The 23301-nt window shown below is 47.0% G+C and carries 19 protein-coding genes and 3 pseudogenes; 19 read left to right on the forward strand and 3 right to left on the reverse strand.

Annotated features, from left to right (window positions below; translation table 11 throughout):
• Positions 1–2 precede the first annotated feature (2 nt).
• From DW083_RS03755 to DW083_RS03785, 8 genes are read left to right on the forward strand one after another with little or no spacing between them, the layout of a single operon-like run.
• On the forward strand, positions 3–758 hold the full coding sequence (locus tag DW083_RS03755; RefSeq protein WP_122331482.1) for a response regulator transcription factor: 756 nt from the start codon (positions 3–5) through the stop codon (positions 756–758).
• Between the two features lie 6 nt (positions 759–764).
• Positions 765–1826, forward strand: coding sequence for a glycosyltransferase family 9 protein (locus DW083_RS03760; RefSeq protein WP_122331483.1), 1062 nt, complete (start codon positions 765–767; stop codon positions 1824–1826).
• Between the two features lie 17 nt (positions 1827–1843).
• A complete protein-coding gene (locus DW083_RS03765; protein WP_122331484.1) occupies positions 1844–2560 on the forward strand; it encodes a glycosyltransferase family A protein in 717 nt (238 codons plus the stop codon).
• 7 nt (positions 2561–2567) lie between these two features.
• Positions 2568–3482 carry a glycosyltransferase family A protein gene (locus DW083_RS22540; RefSeq protein WP_233551747.1) on the forward strand — a complete coding sequence of 305 codons (915 nt, stop codon included), beginning with the start codon at positions 2568–2570 and terminating at the stop codon, positions 3480–3482.
• Positions 3443–4033 (forward strand): lipopolysaccharide kinase InaA family protein, encoded by a 591-nt coding sequence (locus DW083_RS22545; protein ID WP_233551748.1) that lies wholly within the window; start codon positions 3443–3445, stop codon positions 4031–4033. Before DW083_RS22540 ends, DW083_RS22545 begins: the two co-directional genes overlap by 40 nt.
• A complete protein-coding gene (locus DW083_RS03775) occupies positions 4030–4881 on the forward strand; it encodes an alpha-1,2-fucosyltransferase (protein ID WP_122331485.1) in 852 nt (283 codons plus the stop codon). The genes DW083_RS22545 and DW083_RS03775 overlap by 4 nt, the downstream gene beginning before the upstream one ends.
• 7 nt (positions 4882–4888) lie before the next feature.
• Positions 4889–5809 (forward strand): glycosyltransferase family 2 protein, encoded by a 921-nt coding sequence (locus DW083_RS03780; protein ID WP_122331525.1) that lies wholly within the window; start codon positions 4889–4891, stop codon positions 5807–5809.
• Positions 5810–5828: 19 nt separating this feature from the next.
• Positions 5829–7118 (forward strand): nucleotide sugar dehydrogenase, encoded by a 1290-nt coding sequence (locus DW083_RS03785; RefSeq protein ID WP_122331526.1) that lies wholly within the window; start codon positions 5829–5831, stop codon positions 7116–7118.
• Here DW083_RS03785 and DW083_RS03790 read toward each other — a convergent pair.
• The 3 genes and pseudogenes from DW083_RS03790 to DW083_RS03800 form a co-directional block, all read right to left on the reverse strand.
• Positions 7113–7526 (reverse strand): HI0074 family nucleotidyltransferase substrate-binding subunit, encoded by a 414-nt coding sequence (locus DW083_RS03790; protein WP_122331486.1) that lies wholly within the window; start codon positions 7524–7526, stop codon positions 7113–7115. The two genes, DW083_RS03785 and DW083_RS03790, sit on opposite strands and share 6 nt — an antisense overlap.
• A 130-nt stretch (positions 7527–7656) precedes the next feature.
• Positions 7657–7902, reverse strand: a complete 246-nt coding sequence (locus tag DW083_RS03795) for a hypothetical protein (protein ID WP_122331487.1) — start codon at positions 7900–7902, stop codon at positions 7657–7659.
• 93 nt (positions 7903–7995) lie between these two features.
• Positions 7996–8630 (reverse strand): annotated as a pseudogene (locus DW083_RS03800) (viroplasmin family protein).
• A gap of 170 nt (positions 8631–8800) precedes the next feature.
• On the opposite strand from DW083_RS03800, the gene DW083_RS03805 reads away from it, so the two are divergent.
• The 11 genes and pseudogenes from DW083_RS03805 (at position 8801) to DW083_RS03855 (ending at position 23281) form a co-directional block, all read left to right on the forward strand.
• Positions 8801–9334 carry a shikimate kinase gene (locus DW083_RS03805; protein WP_115498298.1) on the forward strand — a complete coding sequence of 178 codons (534 nt, stop codon included), beginning with the start codon at positions 8801–8803 and terminating at the stop codon, positions 9332–9334.
• 1 nt (position 9335) lies between these two features.
• The gene (locus DW083_RS03810; RefSeq protein WP_122331488.1) at positions 9336–10541 is read left to right on the forward strand and encodes an alanine dehydrogenase; all 1206 of its coding nucleotides are present in this window, start codon (positions 9336–9338) and stop codon (positions 10539–10541) included.
• Positions 10542–10629: 88 nt separating this feature from the next.
• A complete protein-coding gene (locus DW083_RS03815; RefSeq protein WP_122331489.1) occupies positions 10630–12486 on the forward strand; it encodes a 2-oxoacid:acceptor oxidoreductase subunit alpha in 1857 nt (618 codons plus the stop codon).
• A 3-nt stretch (positions 12487–12489) separates the two neighbouring features.
• Positions 12490–13505: pseudogene (locus DW083_RS03820) on the forward strand (2-oxoacid:ferredoxin oxidoreductase subunit beta).
• Between the two features lie 390 nt (positions 13506–13895).
• Positions 13896–15503, forward strand: a complete 1608-nt coding sequence (pckA, locus tag DW083_RS03825) for a phosphoenolpyruvate carboxykinase (ATP) (protein WP_115498303.1) — start codon at positions 13896–13898, stop codon at positions 15501–15503.
• Between the two features lie 150 nt (positions 15504–15653).
• Positions 15654–16760, forward strand: a complete 1107-nt coding sequence (locus tag DW083_RS03830; protein ID WP_199659135.1) for a TlpA disulfide reductase family protein — start codon at positions 15654–15656, stop codon at positions 16758–16760.
• 63 nt (positions 16761–16823) lie between these two features.
• Positions 16824–18362 carry a YifB family Mg chelatase-like AAA ATPase gene (locus DW083_RS03835; RefSeq protein WP_115498305.1) on the forward strand — a complete coding sequence of 513 codons (1539 nt, stop codon included), beginning with the start codon at positions 16824–16826 and terminating at the stop codon, positions 18360–18362.
• Between the two features lie 106 nt (positions 18363–18468).
• A pseudogene (locus DW083_RS03840) lies at positions 18469–19490 on the forward strand (sensor histidine kinase).
• Positions 19491–19497: 7 nt separating this feature from the next.
• Positions 19498–20250, forward strand: a complete 753-nt coding sequence (locus DW083_RS03845; protein WP_122331491.1) for a LytTR family DNA-binding domain-containing protein — start codon at positions 19498–19500, stop codon at positions 20248–20250.
• Positions 20251–20364: 114 nt separating this feature from the next.
• Positions 20365–21879, forward strand: coding sequence for a 4Fe-4S binding protein (locus tag DW083_RS03850; protein WP_122331492.1), 1515 nt, complete (start codon positions 20365–20367; stop codon positions 21877–21879).
• 22 nt (positions 21880–21901) lie between these two features.
• Positions 21902–23281, forward strand: a complete 1380-nt coding sequence (locus DW083_RS03855; protein ID WP_115498309.1) for an aldo/keto reductase — start codon at positions 21902–21904, stop codon at positions 23279–23281.
• Positions 23282–23301: the final 20 nt, after the last annotated feature.

Here is a 23301-nt window from a genome sequence, read left to right on the forward strand (position 1 = left end):
GTATGGCAGCACCTTTGAAAATACTTTTTGCGGACGATGACCTGAAATATTCCCTTCTTCTGAAGCGTTTTCTGGAGAAGGAAGGATACGATGTGACCTATACCGGCAACGGGACGATGGCGCTTGAGCAGTTTCCGGTCGTTAAGCCCGACCTGGTCCTGCTGGATATCAATATGCCGGGACTGAACGGTTTTGAAGTGGCGGAAAAGATACGCGAAGCCGACCGCCATGTCCTCATCTTCTTCCTTTCCGACCGCTCAGACAAGAGCGACCGTCTGAAGGGCTTTAGCCTGAAAGGGAATGACTATCTCGCCAAACCGTTCTATCCGGAAGAGCTATTGGCGCGTATCAAAGAACGTCTGGAAACGAATCCCGAAGTGGAGGTCGAAGAAGAAACCTACCATTTCGGCAATACCGTATTCGATTACTCCACGAACGAGATACGGACCGGCAACAGCAAGACATTGATCACTTCCCGCCAGGCGGAAATCCTCCGTATCCTGGCCCGCAACCCGAATGTGGCGATCGACCGCGAAATCCTCCTTTCCACCGTATGGGGAAATGCCTCTTATGCCAATTCCCTCGCCTTGAATGTCCAAATCACTTATCTCCGCAAAGCTCTCCGCAACGACCCCTCCACCGGCATCGTTTCTTTGACAAAAAAAAGGCTATATGCTGAAAGGATGAAAAAACTTGCTATCTTTGTACACTGGTATTTACAAAGAGATTCATGCGGTACAAATGAAAATGTACGATAAAAAATAATGGCAAAAATATTAGTCATACGACTTGCTGCTATTGCCGATGTGGCGATGACACTTCCGGTCATCTATTCTGCAGCCAAAGCTAATCCACAAGATTCGTTTACGGTGTTGACTCAGGCGTTTATGATGCCGGTTTTCATGAACCGTCCTTCCAATCTGGAGGTGATAGGCATCAGTACGAAAGGAGCCGAGAAAACACTGGTCGGGCTGTTACGCTTTACTTCCGCCTTGGTGAAATTCGATTATGATGTCGTATTGGATTTGAATGATGTCATTCGTACGATGATTATCCGTACACTCTTTTGGGTGAAAGGCAAGCCGGTTTATGTCCTGGATAAAATCCGGAAAAGATATCCGCCGCTTATGCGGAAGGAGAATAAGAAGATGGAACCGCTACCGACTGTTATCGAGCGCTATGCTGATGTTTTCCGGGCTGCGGGACTGGCTTATACCGAGTCGTTTACCTCCCTTTATGAATCGCGTCCGGCAGACTTGTCCAAGATGGAAGCCATTGCCGGTGCCAAGACAGGTAAATGGCTGGGAGTTGCACCTTTTGCACGTTATCGGGGAAAGGTTTATCCGATAGATGAAATGGAACAGGTCGTGGCGACTCTTTCCCGGCGGGAAGATATAACGCTGTTTCTGTTCGGGGCGAAAGGATACGAAGAAGCGATACTGGAAGAATGGGAATATCGTTACCCGCATGTGAAGAATGTGGTCGGGAAATATACGCTCGACAACGAATTGGCGTTAATAAGTCAGTTAGACTTGCTGTTGAGCATGGATTCGGCTAATATGCATTTTGCATCATTGGTCGGGACGCGTGTCCTGTCTGTCTGGGGAGCGACGCATACATATACCGGCTTTTACGGTTATCGTCAGCGTCCGGAAGATGTGATCGGGCTGCCTTTGCCTTGTCGTCCCTGTTCGCAGTTCGGGCAGAAAGAATGTTCCCGGGGAGACTGGGCTTGTCTGACACAGTTACCGGCCGAGACAATCGTCTCCCGTGTGTTGGATGCTTTGAGCGAAAAACAGCAGGTCACAGCCGGTTTATCCGAATAGTACAAATAAAGTTGCATATGAAACAATTACATATTATCACTCCGGTAAAAGATTCGATCGAGCTGACTTTGCAGACAATCGAATCGATACTTGCATCCGACTTTACCGTGCCTTATCGTTATTTTGTATATAATGATTTCAGTACGGAAGAAAACACGGAAAGGCTGCGCGAAGCTTCGGAAAGACTGGGCTTTGAACTGGTGAATCTGTCGGATCTGACCGAACATCCTTCTCCCAACTATCTGTTAATCCTTCAGACGGCACAGGAAAAGGCGATTGCGGCGGAAGCCGGATTGCTGATCGTGGAATCGGATGTTATCGTGAAGAAACATACCTTGCAGGCTTTGTTCGACGGTGCGTCGGATCGTCCGGATTGCGGGATTGCCGCTGCCGTTACTGTCGACGAGCAGGAGAATATCAACTATCCTTATTTATATGCCAAAGGCAAAGAAGGACAGGTCTTTCCGGAAAAGAAACATCTGAGTTTCTGCTGTTCGTTGCTTACATTCTCTTTCCTGAAGACGTTCGATTTCCATCTGCTGGACCCTTCAAAGAACTGGCATGATGTGACGATTTCGCACCGTTCCCTGGAAAAGGGTTTTACGAACTATCTGTTTACTACGCTCACCGTGTGGCACCGTCCGCATGGCAGCCGCCCCTGGAAACAGCTTAAATATACAAATCCCCTGAAATATTACTGGCTGAAGTTTACGAAAGGCCTGGATAAAATCTGATTTGCTTATGAATCATTCACCTTTGGTTTCGGTAATCGTGCCCGTGTACAACATGGAACAGTATTTGAGTGAGACGCTCGATTCTGTTTTAGCTTCCGACTATCCTTCGTTTGAAGTGATTGTCATGGATGACGGTTCGAAAGATTCCTCCCTGCAGATTGCAAAAGCGTATGCATCGAAGGATGCACGGGTGAAAGCGTACACGCAACCGAATGCCGGCGCCTGTGCCGCCCGTAACCATGCGATAGCGTTGGCGGAAGGAGAGTTGATCCTGCCGGTCGATGCGGATAATACGATTACCCCGGTTTTTATCCGTAAAGCGGTCGAGGTAATCGTGCAGGATGATGAGATCAAGGTTGTCTGTCCGCGTGCAGACTTCTTCGGTGACCGTTCGGGCGAGTGGGTTTTGCCTCCTTTTTCCTTGAAACTGCTGGCCAGGAAGAATATCATGGACACGTGCGCCCTGTACCGGAAGTCCGATTGGGAGCGGGTGAAAGGTTATTGCGAGGAAATCATTGCCCGCGAAGACTGGGAGTTCTGGATATCGATACTGAAAGACGGTGGGAAAGTCGTGAAGCTTCCTGAAATCTCCCTGCATTACCGGATCCGGAACAGTTCGAAACGCGTGACGGACCGTTCATTGAAAAAGCACGTCATCGACGTCTTGAATAAGCGTCATCCGGAATTCTTTGAACGGGAATTAGGCGGCCCTCTGCGATATAGGAGAACTTGGTCGAAGCTGATAAATAAGGCTTATCGCCTGTTTCACCCTCGTGTGGTCTTTGTGAATAAGGACTTTGCGGACTTTACTTCTTTTATAAAGGCGCTTCCTGTTTATTTTAAGAATAATGAGGCCGGATCATTCATAAAGGTCGTAATGAGTTGCGTGAGATTGATTATAAAGGGAAAGAATTGGTCATAAAGTCTTTTTGCAAACCGAACCCGGTTAATCAAATCGTCTATGGCCTCTTCCGTTCTTCCAAGGCGCAACGTTCGTATGAGTATGCAGAACTATTGTTGAAATCGGGTATCGGAACACCTCAACCGGTGGGCTATTATACCGAACGTACAGGTTTGCTGTTTATGCGCAGCTATTACGTTAGCCTGAAATCGGAATGCCCTCACATATATTATGATTTGGTGAAAAGCCATTTTACCGGACAGGAACGGATTCTCCGTGCGATAGCCCGTGCTACGGCGGCCATGCATGAACATGGCTATTTGCATAAAGATTACTCACGTGGCAATATCCTGTTTAAGGAAACAGAACAGGATGTGAAAGTGGAAATTATTGATTTGAACAGAATACGTTTCAGAGAGATCGGGATGGAAGAAGGATGCAAGAATTTTGAGCGATTGCCCGGCACGCATGAAATGTTTGCCGTGCTTGCCGATGAATATGCAAAAACAAGGGGATATGATGCAGACGAATGCTTCAAACTGATTGTAAAATTTAATACGGTACATTTATGAGACTTATAAAAATGATCGGAGGATTAGGGAATCAGATGTTTATTTATGCTTTTTATTTGAGGATGAAAAAACTTTATCCTGATACGAGGATAGATCTTTCGGATATGGTTCATTATAATGTGCATAACGGTTATGAAATGAACCGGATTTTTAACTTGCCTCATATAGAGTTTTGTATAAATCGTGTATTGAAAAAAGTATTGGAGTTTCTTTTCTTTAAGAAGATATATGAACGTCGTCAAGATCCATCTACTCTTGTGCCTTATGAGAAAAGATATTCTTGGCCATTGCTCTATTTTAAGGGATTCTATCAATCGGAGCGTTTCTTTTTTGATATAAAGGAGGACATCCGGAAGTCGTTCTCTTTTAATTTGGATATTGCAAATGAAAAAAGCCTTGAAATGCTGAGGCAAATAGATGCAGATGGTCAGGCTGTCTCGATTCATTTTCGACGTGGAGATTATCTTTTTCCACGTCATTGGGCAAACACTGGAAGTGTTTGCCAATTACCTTATTATATTAATGCTTTAGAAGAGATGGAACATCGTTTCCCTGATCCCACTTATTATGTGTTTTCAGATGATATTACTTGGGTGAAAGAAAACATTCCTTTTAAGAAAGCGGTATATGTTGATTGGAATAAGGGAAAAGATAGTTGGCAAGATATGATGTTAATGAGCCATTGCCGCCATCATATTATATGTAATAGCACTTTTAGCTGGTGGGGAGCTTGGCTGAATCCAGGAAAAGACAAGATTGTAATTGTACCGTGTCGTTGGTTCCAACATAAAGATACTCCTGATATTTATCCGGAAGAATGGGTTAAGGTATCAATAGATGAAAAATAGAAAAGAAATGAATTTGTTTTTGTTACAAAAAATAGGTATCACCATAACTGAATGCTTTCATGCTTTTAGGAACAAGACAGCACCCCGTTTGATTATGACCTTATTGGTTAAGAACGAGGAGGATATGTTGGAAGAGAATCTCATCTTTCACAAATTGATGGGTGTGGACGGTTTTATTATTACAGATAATAATTCATCGGACCGGACACCTGAAATCATTCGGAAATATATGGATAAAGGATGGGTTTTGGAGACTATCGATGAGAAAGCCACGAATTACGAACAAAAGAAATGGGTCGATCGCATGATCTGGAAAGCAAAATCTGTTTATCAGGCTGACTGGATTATTAATGCGGATGCTGATGAGTTGTGGTATGCCCCGTCCGGGAACTTAAAGACGGAACTTATTTCCACTGCTGCAAATGTCCTGACTTGTGAGATGAAATGTGTTTATCCGGAAGAGGATAAACCGTTTTGGCAATGGAATCGGACGGTGGAAGTCGTTGCTGATCCTGAACTTTATAATCTTTCTCGTTATTCTCTTTTTACCCGACAGAATCAAAAAGTAATCCATCGCACAACAGGATATATTCAAATCTCGATGGGCAATCATAAAGTGACCATGTTTCCGAAACGGACTGCAGCAAGTGAAATCCGTATTTATCATTATAATATTCGGGGAAAACAACCGTTTTTAGAGAAGATGATCAACGGAGGAAAGCAACTGGAGCAAAATCCCAAGAAGCATGGCGGACGCCATTGGCGTTATTTCTACCAGTTGTATAAGGATGGTTTGTTGGATGCCGAGTATGATAAGGTGATAGGAACTGCTTCTTATGAGCAGCTTTGCCGGGATGGTATTATACGGGCGGATAATACTATTCCTGAGGTCTTTAAGCAAGATAGGATGCGGGCGTTTTATAAGTGATAAAATGAATGATAGCACGATGGGAAAGATAAGAGTTGCCGTTATCGGCTTAGGATATGTGGGGTTGCCGTTAGCGCGGTTGTTTGCTACGCTTTATCCGGTTGTCGGATTTGATGTGAAGCGGGAGCGGGTGGCTGCCTTGATGGCCGGACAGGATGCGACGCAGGAAGTATCCGGCGAGTTGTTGCAGTCCGTATTGCTTCCGCATCTTCCGGGCGAAGGGGAGAAAGGTTTGTACTGCACTTCCGATGCGGAAGAGCTTCGTTCGTGTAACTATTATATTGTAGCGGTTCCTACGCCTGTGGACCTGCATCACAGCCCGGATCTGACACCTTTGTATTCGGCCAGCGAGACGGTTGGGAAAGTATTGGGGAAAGGCGACATTGTGATTTATGAATCGACAGTCTGTCCCGGTATTACGGAAGAAGAATGTGTTCCGATTCTGGAAAAGACATCGGGGCTCGTTTTCAACCGTGATTTCTTTGCCGGATATTCTCCGGAGCGTATCAATCCCGGTGATAAGGAGCATACTGTAGAGAAGATTATGAAAGTCACCTCCGGTTCCACTTCCGAAGCGGCAGCAAAAGTGGATGCGTTGTATCGCTCGGTGATTACGGCCGGAACTTTCCCTGTCTCCAGTATAAAAGTGGCCGAAGCCGCCAAGGTGATCGAGAACTCCCAGCGCGATATCAATATTGCTTTTATGAACGAGTTGTCCAAGATATTCCATCTGATAGGCATCGACACGAATGAGGTGTTGGCCGCGGCCGGAACAAAATGGAACTTCCTGCATTTCAAACCCGGACTGGTTGGCGGTCATTGCATCGGTGTCGATCCTTATTACCTGATTCGCAAGGCACAGGACTACGGTTTTCATCCGGGACTGATCTTGTACGGACGCCGCATCAATGATACGATGGGCGAATATATCGCCGGGCGTGTCGTGAAATGTATGATTAAGAAAGATGTCCCGGTGCGGAATGCGGAAGCGTTGGTGTTGGGCTTTACTTTTAAGGAAAACTGTCCGGATGTCCGTAACTCCAAGGTTGGCGATGTCGTCCGCTATCTGCAGGATTACGGCATAAAGGTTACGATTTATGATCCTTGGGCTCGGCAGGAAGATGTGCGGCGCGAATACGGGCTGGAAGTCCTCTCTTCTCTGCCGGATAAGAAATTCGATGTAGTCGTGCTGGCTGTTGCCCATACGGATTTCCTATCTTTGGATGTCCCGGCTCTGACAAAGGAGCACAGCGTCGTCTATGATGTGAAAGGCTGTCTGAATCCGGCTTGGGTGGATGACAGATTATAAAGAGGAAGATTCATTTGCCAGCCGGATGTTTAGTTCTTTCAGCAGGTGAACGAAAATGTTGGCGATATCGGATGCAATTTGGTTTATTTGTCCTTCGTCATAAGTATGAGACATCAATTCCCGCGATTTCTTCATCTTACGCCAACCGTCGGCGTCCGTAATGTAGCCGTCTTGCAGGGCTAATGATAAAGTCGCATTAGGTCCTGCAAAGTCTATATAGCCTTTGTAATGCAGGAAATCTTGTAAAGTCTTCCACGCTAATTCGTATGTATATTTAAAACGTTGTGTAAATCCCTCTTTCTCTAAATCCGATAGAGAAGTTAAATCAGTTGCTTGTACCATTTGAAGGCGGGCTAAAGCTTTTTGGTAGTTTGCAAGTCGTTGTTTCCAACGAACATCTTCCGTCATAATTCTACCCTTCAAATCTATGTTATAGATTTTTCAGCCATTTCTTACCGGAAGGAGTGTAAGACCATATTACCAGCCTGCACCTATAGCACTTGTAAATAAAAAAATAATTCCTAATGCATCCATATTATTACTGTTTTAAAATTCTGTTGGCAAAAAAAGCAAATATATATGATGAGAATACTCCTAACAATATAGTTACCCAATCTACCTCGTTTAAAATATTTGCGTACAAAGGCGCAATGCCTCCTAATACAAGTGATGCAAATGTCAACTTAGACAAATCGAAGAAATATCCGGCAAGCTTTTCACGTCTCACTTTGTCTTTCTCCTTGCCGCTTTGCTTCTCCTCTTGCTGTTTTTCCCAGTTGCTCATTATGGGTGCAAGATATAAAATATTTGCATATAATGTATTATTTCCGTCTACTTTATTTGTAAGAGTAACAATCGGTTCAGTCTTTCCCCTTCTTTATTTCCTCCCGAAATCCGCCGGAATCTCGCCCCATTCCGAGGTTTCCCATTTGAGGATGGTAGTTGTGTAAGTGTTTGTGTTGAGCCATTTCTCCGCCCGCTGGATCAGGTCGAAGACCGGTTCGTTCTCCGGTACGCGTTCCAACAGCGTCTTGCATTTTTTCTTTTTCACCCAGCCGATAGCGTTTCGGCTATCCGAATAGATCGGTAGGTTGCTGCCCATTTGCTTCAACAGGGCGAGGCCGTGCACGAGTGCCAGAAACTCTCCGATGTTGTTTGTCCCTTTCTTCAACGGCCCGATGCGGAAGACCTCTTGCATGGTCGGTGGATAAACGCCCCGGTATTCCATGTCGCCCGGATTGCCGCTACAGGCGGCATCGACACAAAGGCTTTCCCAGACCGGCTTTCCAACGGGCGCTTTTGGGGTAAGATTGGCGGCCGCTTGGCGGAGGATGCTGCTTTCAGATAATGTTCATATCCTCCATTAAAAGCCTTTGTCGCCTCTTCCTCGGTCTCGAACGACTTATATTTGGCTCCGTCCTGTCCTTCCACCTGCGCTTTGCATTCGGCCCAGTTGTCATAGACGCCGGGATTCAGCCCTTTCCATACTACATAATATTTATTTTTTGCCATTATTTCCTGTTTAAAAGATCCGCATCAAACTCTTCCGTTCTCAGGAAGAAGTTTGGATTCCTTGCTGAGGAAATCGGGAATGCATGGGGTCAAAGATAAAAATTTATCCGGCATAAAACGGGCGTTCTTAGCGGAAAAAGTATACATTTGCAGGAAACAATCGTTTAGATATGAAGCGTATATTTCTGATTGGATATATGGGAGCCGGAAAAACTACTGTGGGAAAGGTGTTGTCAAGGCAGTTGGGGCTCTCGTTTATTGATCTGGACCATTATATAGAAGGCCGTTATCATAAAACCGTCGGTCAGCTTTTTGCTGAAAGAGGGGAAGAGGCGTTCCGGGATGTCGAACGGAGGATGCTCCGCGAAGTGGCTATGTTTGAAGACGTCCTGGTGTCTACCGGAGGCGGTGCGCCCTGCTTTTTCGATAATATGGAGTTTATGAATGAAGCCGGACAAACCGTTTATCTCAAGGTCTCGGTCGATGAGCTGGCAAAACGCCTGGAACTCTGCAAAACGACGCGTCCGGTGTTAAAAGGGCGTTCGGGCGATGAGTTGAGAGCCTTTATCGCCGAAAGCTTAGAGAAAAGGGAACCTTTCTATTCGAAGGCATCTATCGTCTTCAATGCGGAAGAGATGATGACTGATCAGGATGTGCAGAATATATCACAAGCATTGGCAACGCTATTTTCAACTTTCAACTGATATGACAGTAGGCAAACAAGGACAGGGAGTTTATATTCCCCAGGAATTATTGAAAGAACTCAGTAAGGTAAACAATCGCTTGCTGATAGGTATTCCCTGTGAGCGGGTAGAAGACGAACGGCGTCTGGCTTTGACTCCGGAAGCTGTCGATATGCTGACTGATCGCGGGCATCATGTCCTGGTCGAAACCGGGGCCGGGTTAGGAATCAACTATTCTGATAATCATTACTCGGAAGCGGGTGCTGAAATTGTGGCGACGCCGGCCGAAGTCTATCAGGCGGATGTTATCCTGAAGATATTGCCGCCGCTTGCCGCTGAGGTGGCGATGATGAAACAGCGAGCTACGTTGTTCTCCACTGTCCAGTTCAACGTCTTTTCACAGGAAGCTTTCGAGCTCATGATGTCAAAACGGGTTACGGCGATTGCTTACGAGCTGCTGGCGGACGAAACGCAGTGCTGTCCGGTGTTGAATGTGATCTCAGAGATTGAAGGGACGGCCTCCATTTCCATTGCATCCGAGCTGTTGAGCAATACGCAGGGAGGAAAGGGTATTTTATTGGGAGGCATACCTGGCGTTTCTCCGACGGAAGTCGTGATTATCGGGGCCGGCAATGCCGGGACCGTTGCCGCTCGTGCTGCGATGGCGTTGGGAGCTTCTGTGAAAGTTTTCGATGACGATATCAATAAGCTTCGGACGATCCAGCAGGTTTTGGGACAGGGATTGTTTACTTCCACCTTCCACCCGAATGTTTTGCAGAACGCTTTCCGCAGCGCAGATGTGGTAATCGGGGCAATGCGTTATATAAATTCCCGCCACCGCTATATAATTGCCGAAGATATGATCCGGACTATGAAGCGCGGTGCGCTGGTCATCGATCTCAGGATCAACCAAGGCGGTTGCTTCGAGACGACCTGCTGTCTTTGCCCTTCCGATCCGGCCATTTTCGAGCAGTATGGCGTGTTGCATTATTGCAAGCAGAATATCAGCAACTATGTGGCGCGTACCACATCGATGGCGTTGAGCAATATCTTTGTTCCGATGCTTTTCCAGTTGGGCGACGCCGGTGCCGTGCAGGGAATGGTCAAGAGTGATCCCGGGTTCAAAAGCGGCGTGTATATGTATTGCGGGAAGCCCGTTAACAACTACGTTTCCAATAGATTCGGTCTATCTTCTAATAACATCGATCTATACCTGTCTGCGTTTTAACCCTTAAAAGTTTTGAACTCGCGAAGTTTATGCTTTACTTTGCGGGAATCTTAAATATAAACAGGCGATTAAGCTAATAAATTATATTATGGCAGAACAGACAAAAGTAACAACTCTGGAAAAGGTTGTCATCCGTTTCTCCGGGGACTCCGGGGACGGAATGCAGTTAACCGGAACAATCTTTTCGAATCTGTCGGCTATTTTTGGGAATGAAATATCTACATTCCCCGATTATCCGGCAGAAGTACGTGCTCCCCAGGGAACACTAAGTGGCGTATCAGGTTTCCAGGTTCATCTGGGATCCCGTAAGATTTTTACTCCCGGTGATAAGGCGGATGTATTGGTGGCAATGAATCCCGCTGCGCTGAAAGTAAATGTAAAGAACTTGAAGCCCAATGCTATCGTCATTATCGATACCGATTCGTTCCAGAAGAGTGACCTGGATAAAGCGCTGTTTACGACAGACGATCCGTTCAAGGAACTGGGACTCGGAGGTGTTCAGGTTGTGGCAGCTCCTATCTCGACAATGGTGAAAGACGGTCTGGCTGAATTTGGTCTGGACAATAAGTCTGCGCTCCGTTGCAAGAATATGTTCGCATTGGGATTGGTTTGTTGGCTGTTCGAACGTCCGCTGGAAGAAGCCATGCATATGCTTCAGAATAAGTTTGCCAAGAAACCGGCAATTGCTCAGGCTAACATCAAGGTGTTGACGGACGGTTACAACTACGGACATAATATCCACGCTTCGGTTTCGACCTATCGTATCGAAAGTAAGAAAGCCGAACCGGGTTTCTATACCGATGTAAACGGAAACAAGGCTACTTCTTACGGTCTGATTGCAGCAGCCGAAAAGGCAGGCTTGCAGCTGTTCCTGGGAAGTTACCCGATTACACCGGCAACCGATATCCTGCATGAATTGTCGAAACGCAAAGATTTAGGTGTCGTTACTGTACAGGCAGAAGATGAGATTGCAGGTATCTGTACTTCCATCGGTGCCAGCTTTGCAGGTTGTCTGGCTGCCACATCAACATCCGGTCCCGGTCTGGCGCTGAAGAGTGAAGCGATCGGTCTGGCTGTTATTGCCGAATTGCCGCTGGTTATCATCGACGTACAGCGTGGCGGTCCTTCTACGGGTATGCCGACCAAGAGCGAACAAACCGACTTGATGCAAGCGCTTTACGGACGTAACGGTGAAAGTCCGGTTGTCGTAATTGCTGCCTCCACGCCGACAGACTGTTTCGATGCTGCTTATTGGGCCGGTAAACTGGCTGTCGAACATATGACTCCGGTTATCCTGTTGACAGACGCTTTCATCGCAAACGGTTCTTCCGCCTGGAAGTTGCCGAACCTGGATGAATATCCGGAAATCAAGCCGAATTATGTCTCCAACTACGACGCAAGCGAAAAGGTATGGAAAGCCTATCGCCGCGATAAGGATAGTTTGGTTCGCTATTGGGCTATCCCCGGAACGGAAGGCTTTGCGCACCGTCTGGGCGGTCTTGAGAAAGACTACGAAACAAGCGCCATTTCGACTGACCCGGTTAACCACCAGAAGATGGTTAACACCCGTCAAGCCAAGATTGATAAGATTGCCGATTATATTCCTGATGTAGAAGTGATCGGTGATGAAGATGCCGACCTGTTGATCGTCGGATGGGGCGGAACATACGGACACCTGTACGAAGCAATGGAAACGATGCAGGAACAGGGAAAGAAGGTGGCTTTGGCTCACTTCAAGTTTATCAGTCCGTTGCCTAAGAACACTGCTGAAGTGCTGGGTAAATATAAGAAAGTGGTTGTTGCCGAACAGAACAACGGCCAGTTTGCAAACTACCTGCGTGGGCGGGTGGCCGGATTCAATCCGTACCGTTTTAACCGCGTAAAGGGACAACCTTTTGTCGTAGCGAGATTAGTTGAGGAATTCACGAAAATATTGGAGGCTTAAAAGATGGCAACTGAAGAAGTAAAATTTCAACCGAAAGATTATAAGAGCGATCAATATGTACGCTGGTGTCCGGGTTGCGGAGACCATGCCGTGTTGAACTGCTTGCACAAAGCAATGGCCGAAGTAGGAGTGGCTCCTCATGATATGGCTGTAATCTCGGGTATCGGGTGTTCTTCCCGTTTACCTTATTATATGAATACATACGGCTTTCATACCATTCATGGACGTGGCGCCGCTATCGCTACCGGTGTGAAGACGGCTCGCCCGGACCTGAACGTCTGGTTGATTACCGGCGACGGAGACTGTCTGGCTATCGGTGGTAACCATTTTATCCATGCCGTACGCCGTAACATCGATTTGAACATCGTTTTGTTTAACAATAAGATCTATGGTCTGACGAAAGGACAATATTCACCGACTTCCGACCGTGGTTTTGTATCCAAGAGTTCTCCTTATGGAACAGTGGAAGACCCGTTTGTGCCGGCAGAACTGGCATTGGGCGCCCGCGGTAACTTCTTTGCACGTGCGATCGATGTGGATCTGAAGAATACGACAGAAGTGCTCGCTGCTTCAGCCCGCCATAAAGGGGCTTCCGTTACGGAAGTGCTCGTAAACTGCGTGATCTTCAACGATGGTATCCATAAAAAGATTGTCGACAAAGAATTTCGTGCCGACCGTACGATTTTCCTGCGTCACGGTGAAAAGATGCTGTTCGGTAAGGACAACGAAAAAGGTATTGTGTTGGAAGGTCTGAAGCTGAAAGCTGTAACAATCGGACAGGATGGTTATACACTGGACGATGTGCTGGTACACGATGCACATGAAAAAGATAACACTTTGCACATGATGCTTGCCATGATGAGCGGCGATATGCCGGTTGCTTTAGGTGTGATCCGTGATGTCGAGGCCCGACTTATGATGAAGCTGTCCATCAGCAGATCGCTGAAGTCCAAGCTAAGACCCCGACCCGCAAACTGCAGGATTTCCTGATGAGCGGAGAAATCTGGGAAGTGAAGTAAGAAACCCTATCTCAAATGACAATACGAAGCTGCAGGCGCCGGAAAAATAATCCGGCGGTTTGCAGCTTTTCTTGTATGAAAGCTGTACTTTATCGTATCGTTGATGATCTAAATGCAGGTAAACACGATGCAATTTTTCAAGAAAAGGTCTGATTTGTAAACTATAGATTGCAAAATGACGGGGTTTAATGTTAACAGCCTGGAAAAGTGTAATTATTACTGAAAAATTTCCTTAATACGGTATGTACTATGAAAATTTGTATTACTTTTGTACCGCGATTAACAAGGCGAGGGAACAGCAAGTAAAAAAACAATGATGATGAGCCTTGTGGTTTTAATAGAGTAGAGAGAAAAAGTTATATAAAGTCAATCAATTAAATTAATTACAAGATGGCTACATTAGATTTAAGCAAGTACGGAATTAAAGACGTGAAGGAAGTTCTTCACAATCCGTCTTATGACGTTCTGTTCGCAGAAGAAACAAAACCAGGTTTAGAAGGCTTTGAAAAAGGTCAGGTAACTGAACTGGGTGCTGTAAACGTAATGACTGGTGTTTATACAGGTCGTTCTCCTAAAGATAAATTTTTCGTAAAGAACGAAGCCAGCGAAGATTCTGTATGGTGGACTTCTGAAGAATATAAAAACGATAACAAGCCTTGTTCTGAAGAAGCTTGGGCTGATCTGAAAGCTAAAGCTGTAAAAGAATTGTCAGGCAAACGTCTGTTCGTTGTCGATACTTTCTGTGGCGCTAACGAAGCAACTCGTATGAAAGTACGTTTCATCATGGAAGTAGCATGGCAGGCACATTTCGTAACTAACATGTTCATCCGCCCGACAGCTGAAGAACTGGCTAACTACGGAGAACCTGATTTCGTATGTTTCAACGCTTCTAAAGCAAAAGTTGACAACTACAAAGAACTGGGCTTGAACTCTGAAACTGCTACAGTTTTCAACCTGAAGACTAAAGAACAGGTTATCCTGAACACTTGGTACGGTGGTGAAATGAAGAAAGGTATGTTCTCTATCATGAACTACATGAACCCGTTGCGTGGTATCGCTTCAATGCACTGCTCTGCTAACACAAACATGGAAGGTACAAGCTCTGCTATCTTCTTCGGTTTGTCTGGTACAGGTAAGACTACTTTGTCTACAGACCCGAAACGTAAGTTGATCGGTGATGACGAACACGGATGGGATGACGAAGGTGTATTCAACTATGAAGGTGGTTGCTACGCTAAAGTTATCAACTTGGATAAAGAAAGCGAACCGGATATCTACGCTGCTATCAAACGTGACGCTCTTCTGGAAAATGTTACAGTTGCTGCTGACGGTAAGATCGATTTCGCTGATAAGAGCGTAACAGAAAACACTCGTGTTTCTTATCCGATCTATCACATCGAAAACATCGTTAAACCGGTTTCTAAAGGCCCGCACGCACAACAGGTTATCTTCCTGTCTGCTGACGCATTCGGTGTATTGCCTCCGGTATCTATCCTGAACCCGGAACAGGCTCAGTACTACTTCCTGTCTGGTTTTACAGCTAAATTGGCTGGAACAGAACGTGGTATCACTGAACCGACTCCTACATTCTCAGCTTGCTTCGGTGCTGCTTTCTTGTCATTGCACCCGACAAAATATGCTGAAGAACTGGTTAAGAAGATGGAAAAGACTGGTGCTAAGGCTTATTTGGTTAACACTGGTTGGAATGGTTCTGGCAAACGTATCTCTATCCGCGATACTCGTGGTATCATCGATGCTATCCTGGACGGTTCAATCGACAAAGCTCCGACAAAAGTTATCCCGTACTTCGATTTCGTTGTACCGACAGAATTGCCGGGTGTTGATCCGAATATCCTTGATCCGCGTGATACTTATGCTGACGCTGCTCAGTGGGACGAAAAAGCTAAAGATTTGGCTGGTCGTTTCATCAAGAACTTTGCTAAGTTTACAGGTAACGAAGCTGGTAAGAAGCTGGTTGCTGCTGGTCCGAAATTGTAATTACATACATAACGACTATAAAGCGCAGGACTTCGGTTCTGCGCTTTTTTTGTATATATACATTAATTTTAGCACAAATGTTAGGATGTTTTAAAATCTATTTCTATCTTTACACCAAATTATCTGTTAATGTGGGATGTGAGGTATAAAATGATAAAACGTTTATTGCTGATCGTAGGAATTATTGTGTCTTTGTCATCATGTGGCGAAGATATTGCTTACCGGATAGAGGGCAAACTGACCAATCTGGAAGATCAGACCTTATATGCCGTTTTTGAGAATGATGATATAAAGGCGGTAGACACTGTCATTTGCGAGAAACCGGGTCAATTCCTGATAGAACGAAAACAAGGTGATTTCCGGGAAGTCACAATTTTCTTTGAGGATAAGACACATTGGGTCACTGTTTATCCTGAAAAAGGGGAGAAGGTGACAATTACCGGTGATGCCAATTACCCGACTATGCTGCGCGTGAAAGGAGGACACATAAACGATCGTCTTTCAGCCATAAAAAAAGAGTTGGCTTCTTTGTTGAAAGAGCAGGCTGATCTGATTCACCAACTTCATAATAGAGGAAAGGAGAGCGTTAACAATACGATAGAAGAGACAGATGTCGCTTCTCGTCTGGCGAATGTGAATCATTTGTTGAGTGAGGAAGTCGCAGCTGCCGTTAAGAAATATCCGGATGAGGAAGCTTCTGTGATATTGATCCAGAATTATTTTATGCATCCGGATGATACAAGGCGGATGGATGAACTGCTGGCTGTGTTGAATCCTAAATTGAAAGATTTCTATCTGGTACAGAAGTTACAGGAATATAGTGCACGGGCAAAGCGTACAGCTTTAGGAGCAGAAGCTCCGGGATTTAATGTGAAAAACATATATGGAGCGCCTGTTAGCCTGGATTCTTTCCCCCAAAGATATTTATTGCTTGCCTTTACGGCTCCTTGGTGCGATATGTGCCAGACGGAAGATCTGTATTTGGATAAAGTCGCAACAAAATATCCGAAGGACAAAGTGGATATGTTGTTGATTAGTTTGGATGACAATCAGAGTGAAGTTCGTAAAGTCCTTGCAAAAGACAGTATCGATTGGAATTTGGTTACTGACTCAGCCGGACAAGCGGCTATGTTGGTCGATTTATATAATGTAAGTGCTCTACCCCGTTGCTTCTTGATTGATGAAGAAGGGAAAATTATTCTGAAAACGGATAATGGAATGGAGATCAAGCACACACTGGAAAACTTAATAGAATAATGGATTTATTATTCATTGATTCTTAGTCTATAAGTCATAATTTATAATTCAAAATTCTTAACTATGTTAGTCAAGTCTTATGCTGCCGCCGTGCAGGGTATATCGGCAACGATCGTTACGATCGAAGTGAATTGCACAAAAGGTATCCAATTCTTTTTGGTAGGTCTTCCGGATGTAGCTGTCCGTGAAAGTCATGAACGTATCATTTCAGCCCTTCAGGTGAGTGGCTATAAATTCCCCCGTAACCGTATCGTGATTAATATGGCTCCTGCCGATATTCGGAAGGAAGGTTCTGCGTATGACCTGCCACTTGCAATCGGTATTTTGGCCGCTGCAGAAGCATTGGATGCTTCTCGTCTGGACCAGTTTCTGATGATGGGTGAACTGTCGCTTGATGGTAGCCTGCAACCGGTCAAAGGAGTACTTCCGATTGCGATTAAGGCCCGGGAGGAAGGTTTCAAAGGCTTCATCGTGCCTAAGCAGAATGCACGGGAAGCGGCTGTTGTCAATGATTTGGAAGTATATGGCGCCTCTACAATTAAAGAGGTAATCGAGTTTATTGCCGGGAAGCGGGATTTGGAACCAACTGTTGTCAACACGCGCGAAGAGTTCTACGCCCGCCAGTTGCAGTTTGAATCTGATTTTTCGGATGTGCGTGGACAGGAAAACGTAAAGCGTGCGATGGAAGTGGCGGCAGCCGGTGGCCACAATCTGATCCTGATCGGCCCGCCGGGCAGCGGAAAATCGATGCTTGCCAAACGCCTCCCATCTATTTTACCCCCTTTTACCTTACAGGAGTCGCTGGAAACAACAAAAATACATTCAGTCGCCGGAAAAATAGGTCTGGAGACCTCTTTGATGACACAACGTCCGTTCCGTTCCCCTCACCATACGATTTCGAATGTGGCAATGGTTGGCGGAGGCGCTTTTCCCCAGCCGGGGGAGATCAGTCTGGCGCATAACGGTGTTTTGTTTCTTGATGAGCTGCCGGAGTTCAACAGGAGTGTTCTCGAAGTTATGCGGCAGCCTTTGGAAGATCGGACGATCACGGTTTCCCGTGCCCGTTTCTCTGTCGATTATCCGGCAAACTTTATGTTGGTGGCCTCTATGAATCCTTGTCCATGTGGTTATTATAATCATCCCGATCGTCCATGCCTCTGTTCACCGGGAGCTGTCCAGAAATATATGAACCGTGTTTCCGGTCCCTTGTTGGATCGTATCGATATCCAGATAGAAGTCGTACCTGTCCCCTTTGAGAAGATATCCGAACAGCGTCCCTCCGAATCCAGCGAAGCGATCCGTGAACGGGTGATGCAAGCCCGTGCCATTCAGGAAAAGCGTTTTGCCGGTTGCGAAGGCATTTACAGCAATGCGCAGATGACCTCCAAACTGCTCCACGAATATGCCGTGCCGGATGCTGCCGGCCTCTCCCTGCTGAAAGTGGCGATGCAACGTCTCAACTTGTCTGCCCGGGCCTATGACCGTATTCTAAAAGTATCCCGTACCATTGCCGACCTCGAAGCCTCTCCAAGTATTGAAGCACGCCATCTGGCGGAAGCAATCAACTATCGTAACCTGGACCGGGAGACATGGGGACAGTAAGAATTTTCTTTCTCTTCGTCTTTATGCTTCTTTTTTTCGTTTTCCTTCTTTAAGCAGGTAAAGTAATGATTATTTTCTTTTCCTTTGTTACTGAAAAGAAGATGTTATGGACTCGTTCGATATTTATATTACCCGGAAGCTTCCACTGGTCGGCCTGATCAGTGCGGTGTTTATCGTATATCCCAACATCGCCTGTATTCCCTGGGAGCTGAGATTCCTCAAAGCATCCGAACATGCCGGCTTTCTTGCGTTTTTTGTCTACCGCTTCTTTTTCTTTTGGGGGCTGATCTGCCTTCTGATACACTATAATCTGAAGAAGATGCCGGCCGCCCTGTTCCGGCAGCGACTGATGCGTAATTTCCTGTTTTCGCTGGTTGCTATCTGATCTATGCCTCTGTTTCATACGGAGTCTCTTCCATGGGGATTCATACGGATGCGTTGGGTAGCATCCTGATCTTCCAGTTTTTCGTGACCTGCTTCCTTTGTACGTTTATCGGATATATATCGATGCTCTATTCCAGGCAGCGGGAAAAGGAGTCGGAGATCGAGCGCCTGCGTTTCGAAAATCTCCAGAGCAGGTGTGACGCGCTTGCCAACCAGATCAACCCGCACTTCTTCTTTAATTCGCTGAACGGGATATCCGCTCTGATCCGCAAGAAGGATGACGAGAAGACGCTGATGTATGTCTATCAGTTGTCCGACATCTTCCGGTATATCCTCCAGAGCGACAGGAAGGGACTGGTCTCCTTGCGGGAGGAGCTGGAGTTTATGCTTTCCTTCCAATATGTGATGGAAGTCCGCTTTGCCAACAAACTGGTCTTTTCCGTCCGGGTGGATGAGGAACGGAAGGACCGGCTGATGTTGCCCGTTCTTTCTTTGTTGCCATTGGTCGATAACGTGGTTGTACATAACACGATAGATAGCGAGCATAAGATGGAGATTTCGATTGTGCTCAACGAACTGGACGAACTGGTCGTCTCGAATCCGGTCTATCCGAAGCTATCCATCCCCGATACGAACGGGACCGGGCTGAAGAACCTGGAAAGCCGTTTTGCTCTGTTGATGGACAGGCAGATACGGATAGAGTCCACAGAAGAGACCTTCCGCGTTTATCTTCCTTTAAAATGAAAGTCGTATGAGAGTATTGATTGTAGAAGACGAAACTGCTGCTTATGAGAACCTGGTGGATATATTGAAAGAGGTGGCGCCGGATATCCGGATATCCGGGAATACGGAAAGCGTCACGCAGACTGTCCACTGGCTTCAGGAGAATCCTGCCCCGGAGCTGATTTTTATGGATATCCATTTGTCGGACGGCTCGGCGTTCAACATTTTTGATAAGATCGAGCTTGAGACGCCGATCGTGTTCACGACCGCCTACGACCGCTATGCGATAGAGGCGTTTAAGGTGAACAGTATCGATTACTTGCTGAAACCGATAAAGGTGGAAGACATCCGGCATGCACTGGCCAAATACGGCAAGCTGAACCGGCAGGATATTCTTCAATACCTGTCCCAATTGGCACGGTTAGCGCCTGCCCCCAAATACAAGGATAAACTGCTGATTCCCTATAAAGACAAGCTGTTGCCGGTCAACCTGAAAGAGGTCTCCTGTTTCTATACCTCCGACAAAAGCACATGCATCTATTTGAAAGACGGGACGCAATATCCTTATTCCAAGACACTCGAACAGATCATGCCTTCACTCGATCCGGCGGATTTTATCCGGGCGAACAAACAGTTTATCGTCAACAGAGACAGCATCTCCGACATAACGGTCTGGTTCGATAACCGTCTGTTGGTGACCCTGGATGTGGAAGTCCCCGAACGTATCTATGTAAGCAAGAACAAGGCTTCCGAATTCAAGTCGTGGTTGGTGAGCGACTGAGCGGCATTTCGCGATGATCCACCTTTTTTTCGTTTTAGTGAAGTGCCTGTGTATATGTAAAGTAGAATTTTTGCATCTTTGTAGTTATATTTTTAACCAATAATGAGATACGCGATGTTAAGAAAGATTAGACTAATGGCGGCCACGTTGTGTTTCGTGCTTATCACACTACTGTTCCTCGACTTTACGGGGACGTTGCACGGATGGTTCGGATGGCTTGCCAAGATCCAGTTCTTGCCTGCCGTGCTGGCTTTGAATGTGGGTGTTGTGTTACTTTTAATTCTCCTGACGCTGGTGTTCGGACGTATTTACTGCTCCGTGATTTGTCCGTTAGGTGTTTTTCAGGATGTGATAGCGAGGTTCGGCAGGATAGGGAAGAAGTTGCCCTATTCCTATTCGCCTGCGCTTTCCTGGTTGCGCTATGGAGTGCTGGCCGTTTTTGTGGTGGCTTTGGTAGCCGGGGTCGGTTCCTTTGTCGCTTTGCTGGCGCCTTACAGTGCCTACGGGCGTATTGCCAACAGCTTGCTCCAGCCGCTTTGGATGTGGGGAAACAATTTGTTAGCCTATCTGGCGGAACGGATGGACAGCTACGCTTTCTACGAGGTGGATGTCTGGATGAAGAGCCTGCCGACGCTTTTGGTTGCGGTCGCTACGGTGGTCGTGCTTTTCGTATTGGCCTGGCGGAACGGGCGTACGTACTGCAATACGATCTGTCCGGTGGGGACAGTGTTGGGCTTCATCTCCCGCTTTTCCCTCTATCGCATCACGATCGATACGGAGAAATGCAACAGTTGCGGCCTCTGTACCCGCCAATGCAAGGCAGCCTGTATCGACGGCAAGCAGCATAAAGTGGACGGCAGCCGTTGCGTTGTCTGCATGAACTGCCTAGATGTTTGCCGCAAAAATGCGCTTTCGTATGCTCCGGTATGGAAAGCGAAGAAGCAGGAAACGGACCAACCGGCAGCGGAAGACAAAACAAACCTTTCCCGCCGCAGAGCCTTGTCGACAACAGCCCTCGTGCTTATGGGCGGTGCGTTGAAAGCGCAGGAAAAAAAGGCGGAAGAGGTCGAGATGAAAAGAGACGGCGGACTGGCGCCGATCAAGGAACGGAAAGAACAGGAACGGCTGACGCCTATCGTCCCGCCCGGTGCACAAAGCATACGCAACATGAGACAGCATTGCACCGCTTGCCAGTTGTGCGTTTCGGTCTGTCCCAGCCATGTGTTGCGCCCTTCCGGTGGCCTGATGACCCTGATGCAGCCGGAGATGTCTTACGAGCGCGGCTATTGCCGTCCCGAATGTACGAAATGCTCCGAAGTATGTCCGGCGGGTGCGATCCTGCCGATCACGAAAGAGGATAAGTCGTCTGTCCAGATCGGCCATGCCGTATGGGTGAAAGCTAACTGTGTGCCGATCACCGACGGTGTCGAGTGCGGCAACTGTTCCCGCCATTGTCCGACGAATGCGATCGAGATGGTGGCATCCGACCCTGCCGATCCGAAATCCTTGAAGATACCGGCTATCAATGTCGAACGATGCATCGGTTGCGGCGCTTGCGAGAACCTTTGTCCTTCGCGCCCGCTGACGGCTATCTATGTGGAAGGCCATGAAAGGCATCGAGTTATATAATCCGTTTTTAAAGAATAAATCTATGAAAGATCAATATATCAACCGCCGTGATTTTCTGAATATCGTAGGTATCACGGCTGCGACGACAACAGCCGCCCTTTACGGCTGTGCCCCGAAAGATCAAAAAGGTTCCGGCAGCAAGGGCTCTTCGCCTGTCCCGACCGACAAGATGACGTACCGTTCGTTCCCCAGCTTGGGAGATGATAAGGTTTCCCTGCTGGGCTATGGTTGTATGCGCTGGCCGACAATCCCTTCTCCCGACGGAAAAGGCGATCTGATCGATCAGGATGCGGTCAACGAACTGGTCGACTATGCCATTGCCCATGGTGTGAACTATTTCGATACGGCCCCCGTCTACGTGCAGGGCTGGTCGGAGAAAGCTACGGGGATCGCCCTGAGCCGTCATCCGCGCGAATCGTATTATCTGGCGACCAAACTGTCTAACTTCTCGAACTATACGCGCGAGAACTCGATTGCCATGTACCGCCGCTCGCTGAGCGAACTGCAAACGGACTATCTGGATTACTACCTGCTCCACTCGATCGGTGGCGGAGGGATGAAGATGTTCAACGAACGTTACATCAACAACGGAATGCTCGACTTCGTGATGAAGGAACGTGAAGCGGGACGTATCCGCCACTTGGGCTGGTCATTCCACGGAAAGCCGGATGTCTTTGATGAAGTGCTGGCTTTGCACGACACGGTGCATTGGGACTTCGTGCAGATACAGATGAATTATGTCGACTGGCGTCATGCCACGGGAAACAATGTAAACGGCGAATATCTGTATCAGGAGTTGGAAAAACGGAATATACCCGCCATTATCATGGAACCGTTGTTGGGTGGCCGCCTGTCGAATGTTCCCCAGCATATCATGATGCGTTTGAAGGAGCAGCGTCCCGAGGACAGCGTTGCTTCGTGGGCTTTCCGCTTTGCCGGTTCTCCCGAACTGGTCCTGACGGCATTGAGCGGTATGACCTATATGGAACATTTGCAGGATAATATCCGTACATACTCCCCGCTGGTCCCGCTGACGGATGCGGAAAAAGACTTCCTGGAAGAGACGGCGCAATTGATGATCAAATATCCGACAATCCCTTGCAACGACTGCAAGTATTGTATGCCATGCCCGTATGCGATCGATATCCCGGCTGTGCTGCTTCACTATAATAAGTGTGTGAACGAAGGAAATGTCCCGAAAAGCCGGACGGACGAGAACTACCGGAAAGCGCGCCGTGCCTTCCTGGTGGGTTACGACCGTAGCGTGCCGAAGCTGCGCCAGGCCGATCATTGCGTCGGGTGCGACCAATGCAACGAGCATTGTCCCCAATCGATCGACATACCGAAAGAGTTGCAGCGCATCGATAAGTTTGTCGAACAGTTGAGGCAGGAGACGCTATAAAACCGGAAATCATCTCATTA

It is taken from the genome of Parabacteroides sp. AF48-14 (assembly GCF_003477465.1).
Classification (GTDB): Bacteria; Bacteroidota; Bacteroidia; order Bacteroidales; family Tannerellaceae; genus Parabacteroides; species Parabacteroides acidifaciens.

Excerpts from the sequence above, each read along its gene's own strand:
- DW083_RS03755 (WP_122331482.1), top strand. The coding sequence starts at position 3 with ATGGCAGCACCTTTGAAAATACTTTTTGCGGACGATGACCTGAAATAT.
- DW083_RS03760 (WP_122331483.1), top strand. The coding sequence starts at position 765 with ATGGCAAAAATATTAGTCATACGACTTGCTGCTATTGCCGATGTGGCG.
- DW083_RS03765 (WP_122331484.1), top strand. The coding sequence starts at position 1,844 with ATGAAACAATTACATATTATCACTCCGGTAAAAGATTCGATCGAGCTG.
- DW083_RS22540 (WP_233551747.1), top strand. The coding sequence starts at position 2,568 with ATGAATCATTCACCTTTGGTTTCGGTAATCGTGCCCGTGTACAACATG.
- DW083_RS03775 (WP_122331485.1), top strand. The coding sequence starts at position 4,030 with ATGAGACTTATAAAAATGATCGGAGGATTAGGGAATCAGATGTTTATT.
- DW083_RS03780 (WP_122331525.1), top strand. The coding sequence starts at position 4,889 with ATGAATTTGTTTTTGTTACAAAAAATAGGTATCACCATAACTGAATGC.
- DW083_RS03785 (WP_122331526.1), top strand. The coding sequence starts at position 5,829 with ATGGGAAAGATAAGAGTTGCCGTTATCGGCTTAGGATATGTGGGGTTG.
- DW083_RS03790 (WP_122331486.1), bottom strand. The coding sequence starts at position 7,526 with ATGACGGAAGATGTTCGTTGGAAACAACGACTTGCAAACTACCAAAAA.
- DW083_RS03795 (WP_122331487.1), bottom strand. The coding sequence starts at position 7,902 with ATGAGCAACTGGGAAAAACAGCAAGAGGAGAAGCAAAGCGGCAAGGAG.
- DW083_RS03805 (WP_115498298.1), top strand. The coding sequence starts at position 8,801 with ATGAAGCGTATATTTCTGATTGGATATATGGGAGCCGGAAAAACTACT.
- DW083_RS03810 (WP_122331488.1), top strand. The coding sequence starts at position 9,336 with ATGACAGTAGGCAAACAAGGACAGGGAGTTTATATTCCCCAGGAATTA.
- DW083_RS03815 (WP_122331489.1), top strand. The coding sequence starts at position 10,630 with ATGGCAGAACAGACAAAAGTAACAACTCTGGAAAAGGTTGTCATCCGT.
- pckA (WP_115498303.1), top strand. The coding sequence starts at position 13,896 with ATGGCTACATTAGATTTAAGCAAGTACGGAATTAAAGACGTGAAGGAA.
- DW083_RS03830 (WP_199659135.1), top strand. The coding sequence starts at position 15,654 with ATGATAAAACGTTTATTGCTGATCGTAGGAATTATTGTGTCTTTGTCA.
- DW083_RS03835 (WP_115498305.1), top strand. The coding sequence starts at position 16,824 with ATGTTAGTCAAGTCTTATGCTGCCGCCGTGCAGGGTATATCGGCAACG.
- DW083_RS03845 (WP_122331491.1), top strand. The coding sequence starts at position 19,498 with ATGAGAGTATTGATTGTAGAAGACGAAACTGCTGCTTATGAGAACCTG.
- DW083_RS03850 (WP_122331492.1), top strand. The coding sequence starts at position 20,365 with ATGTTAAGAAAGATTAGACTAATGGCGGCCACGTTGTGTTTCGTGCTT.
- DW083_RS03855 (WP_115498309.1), top strand. The coding sequence starts at position 21,902 with ATGAAAGATCAATATATCAACCGCCGTGATTTTCTGAATATCGTAGGT.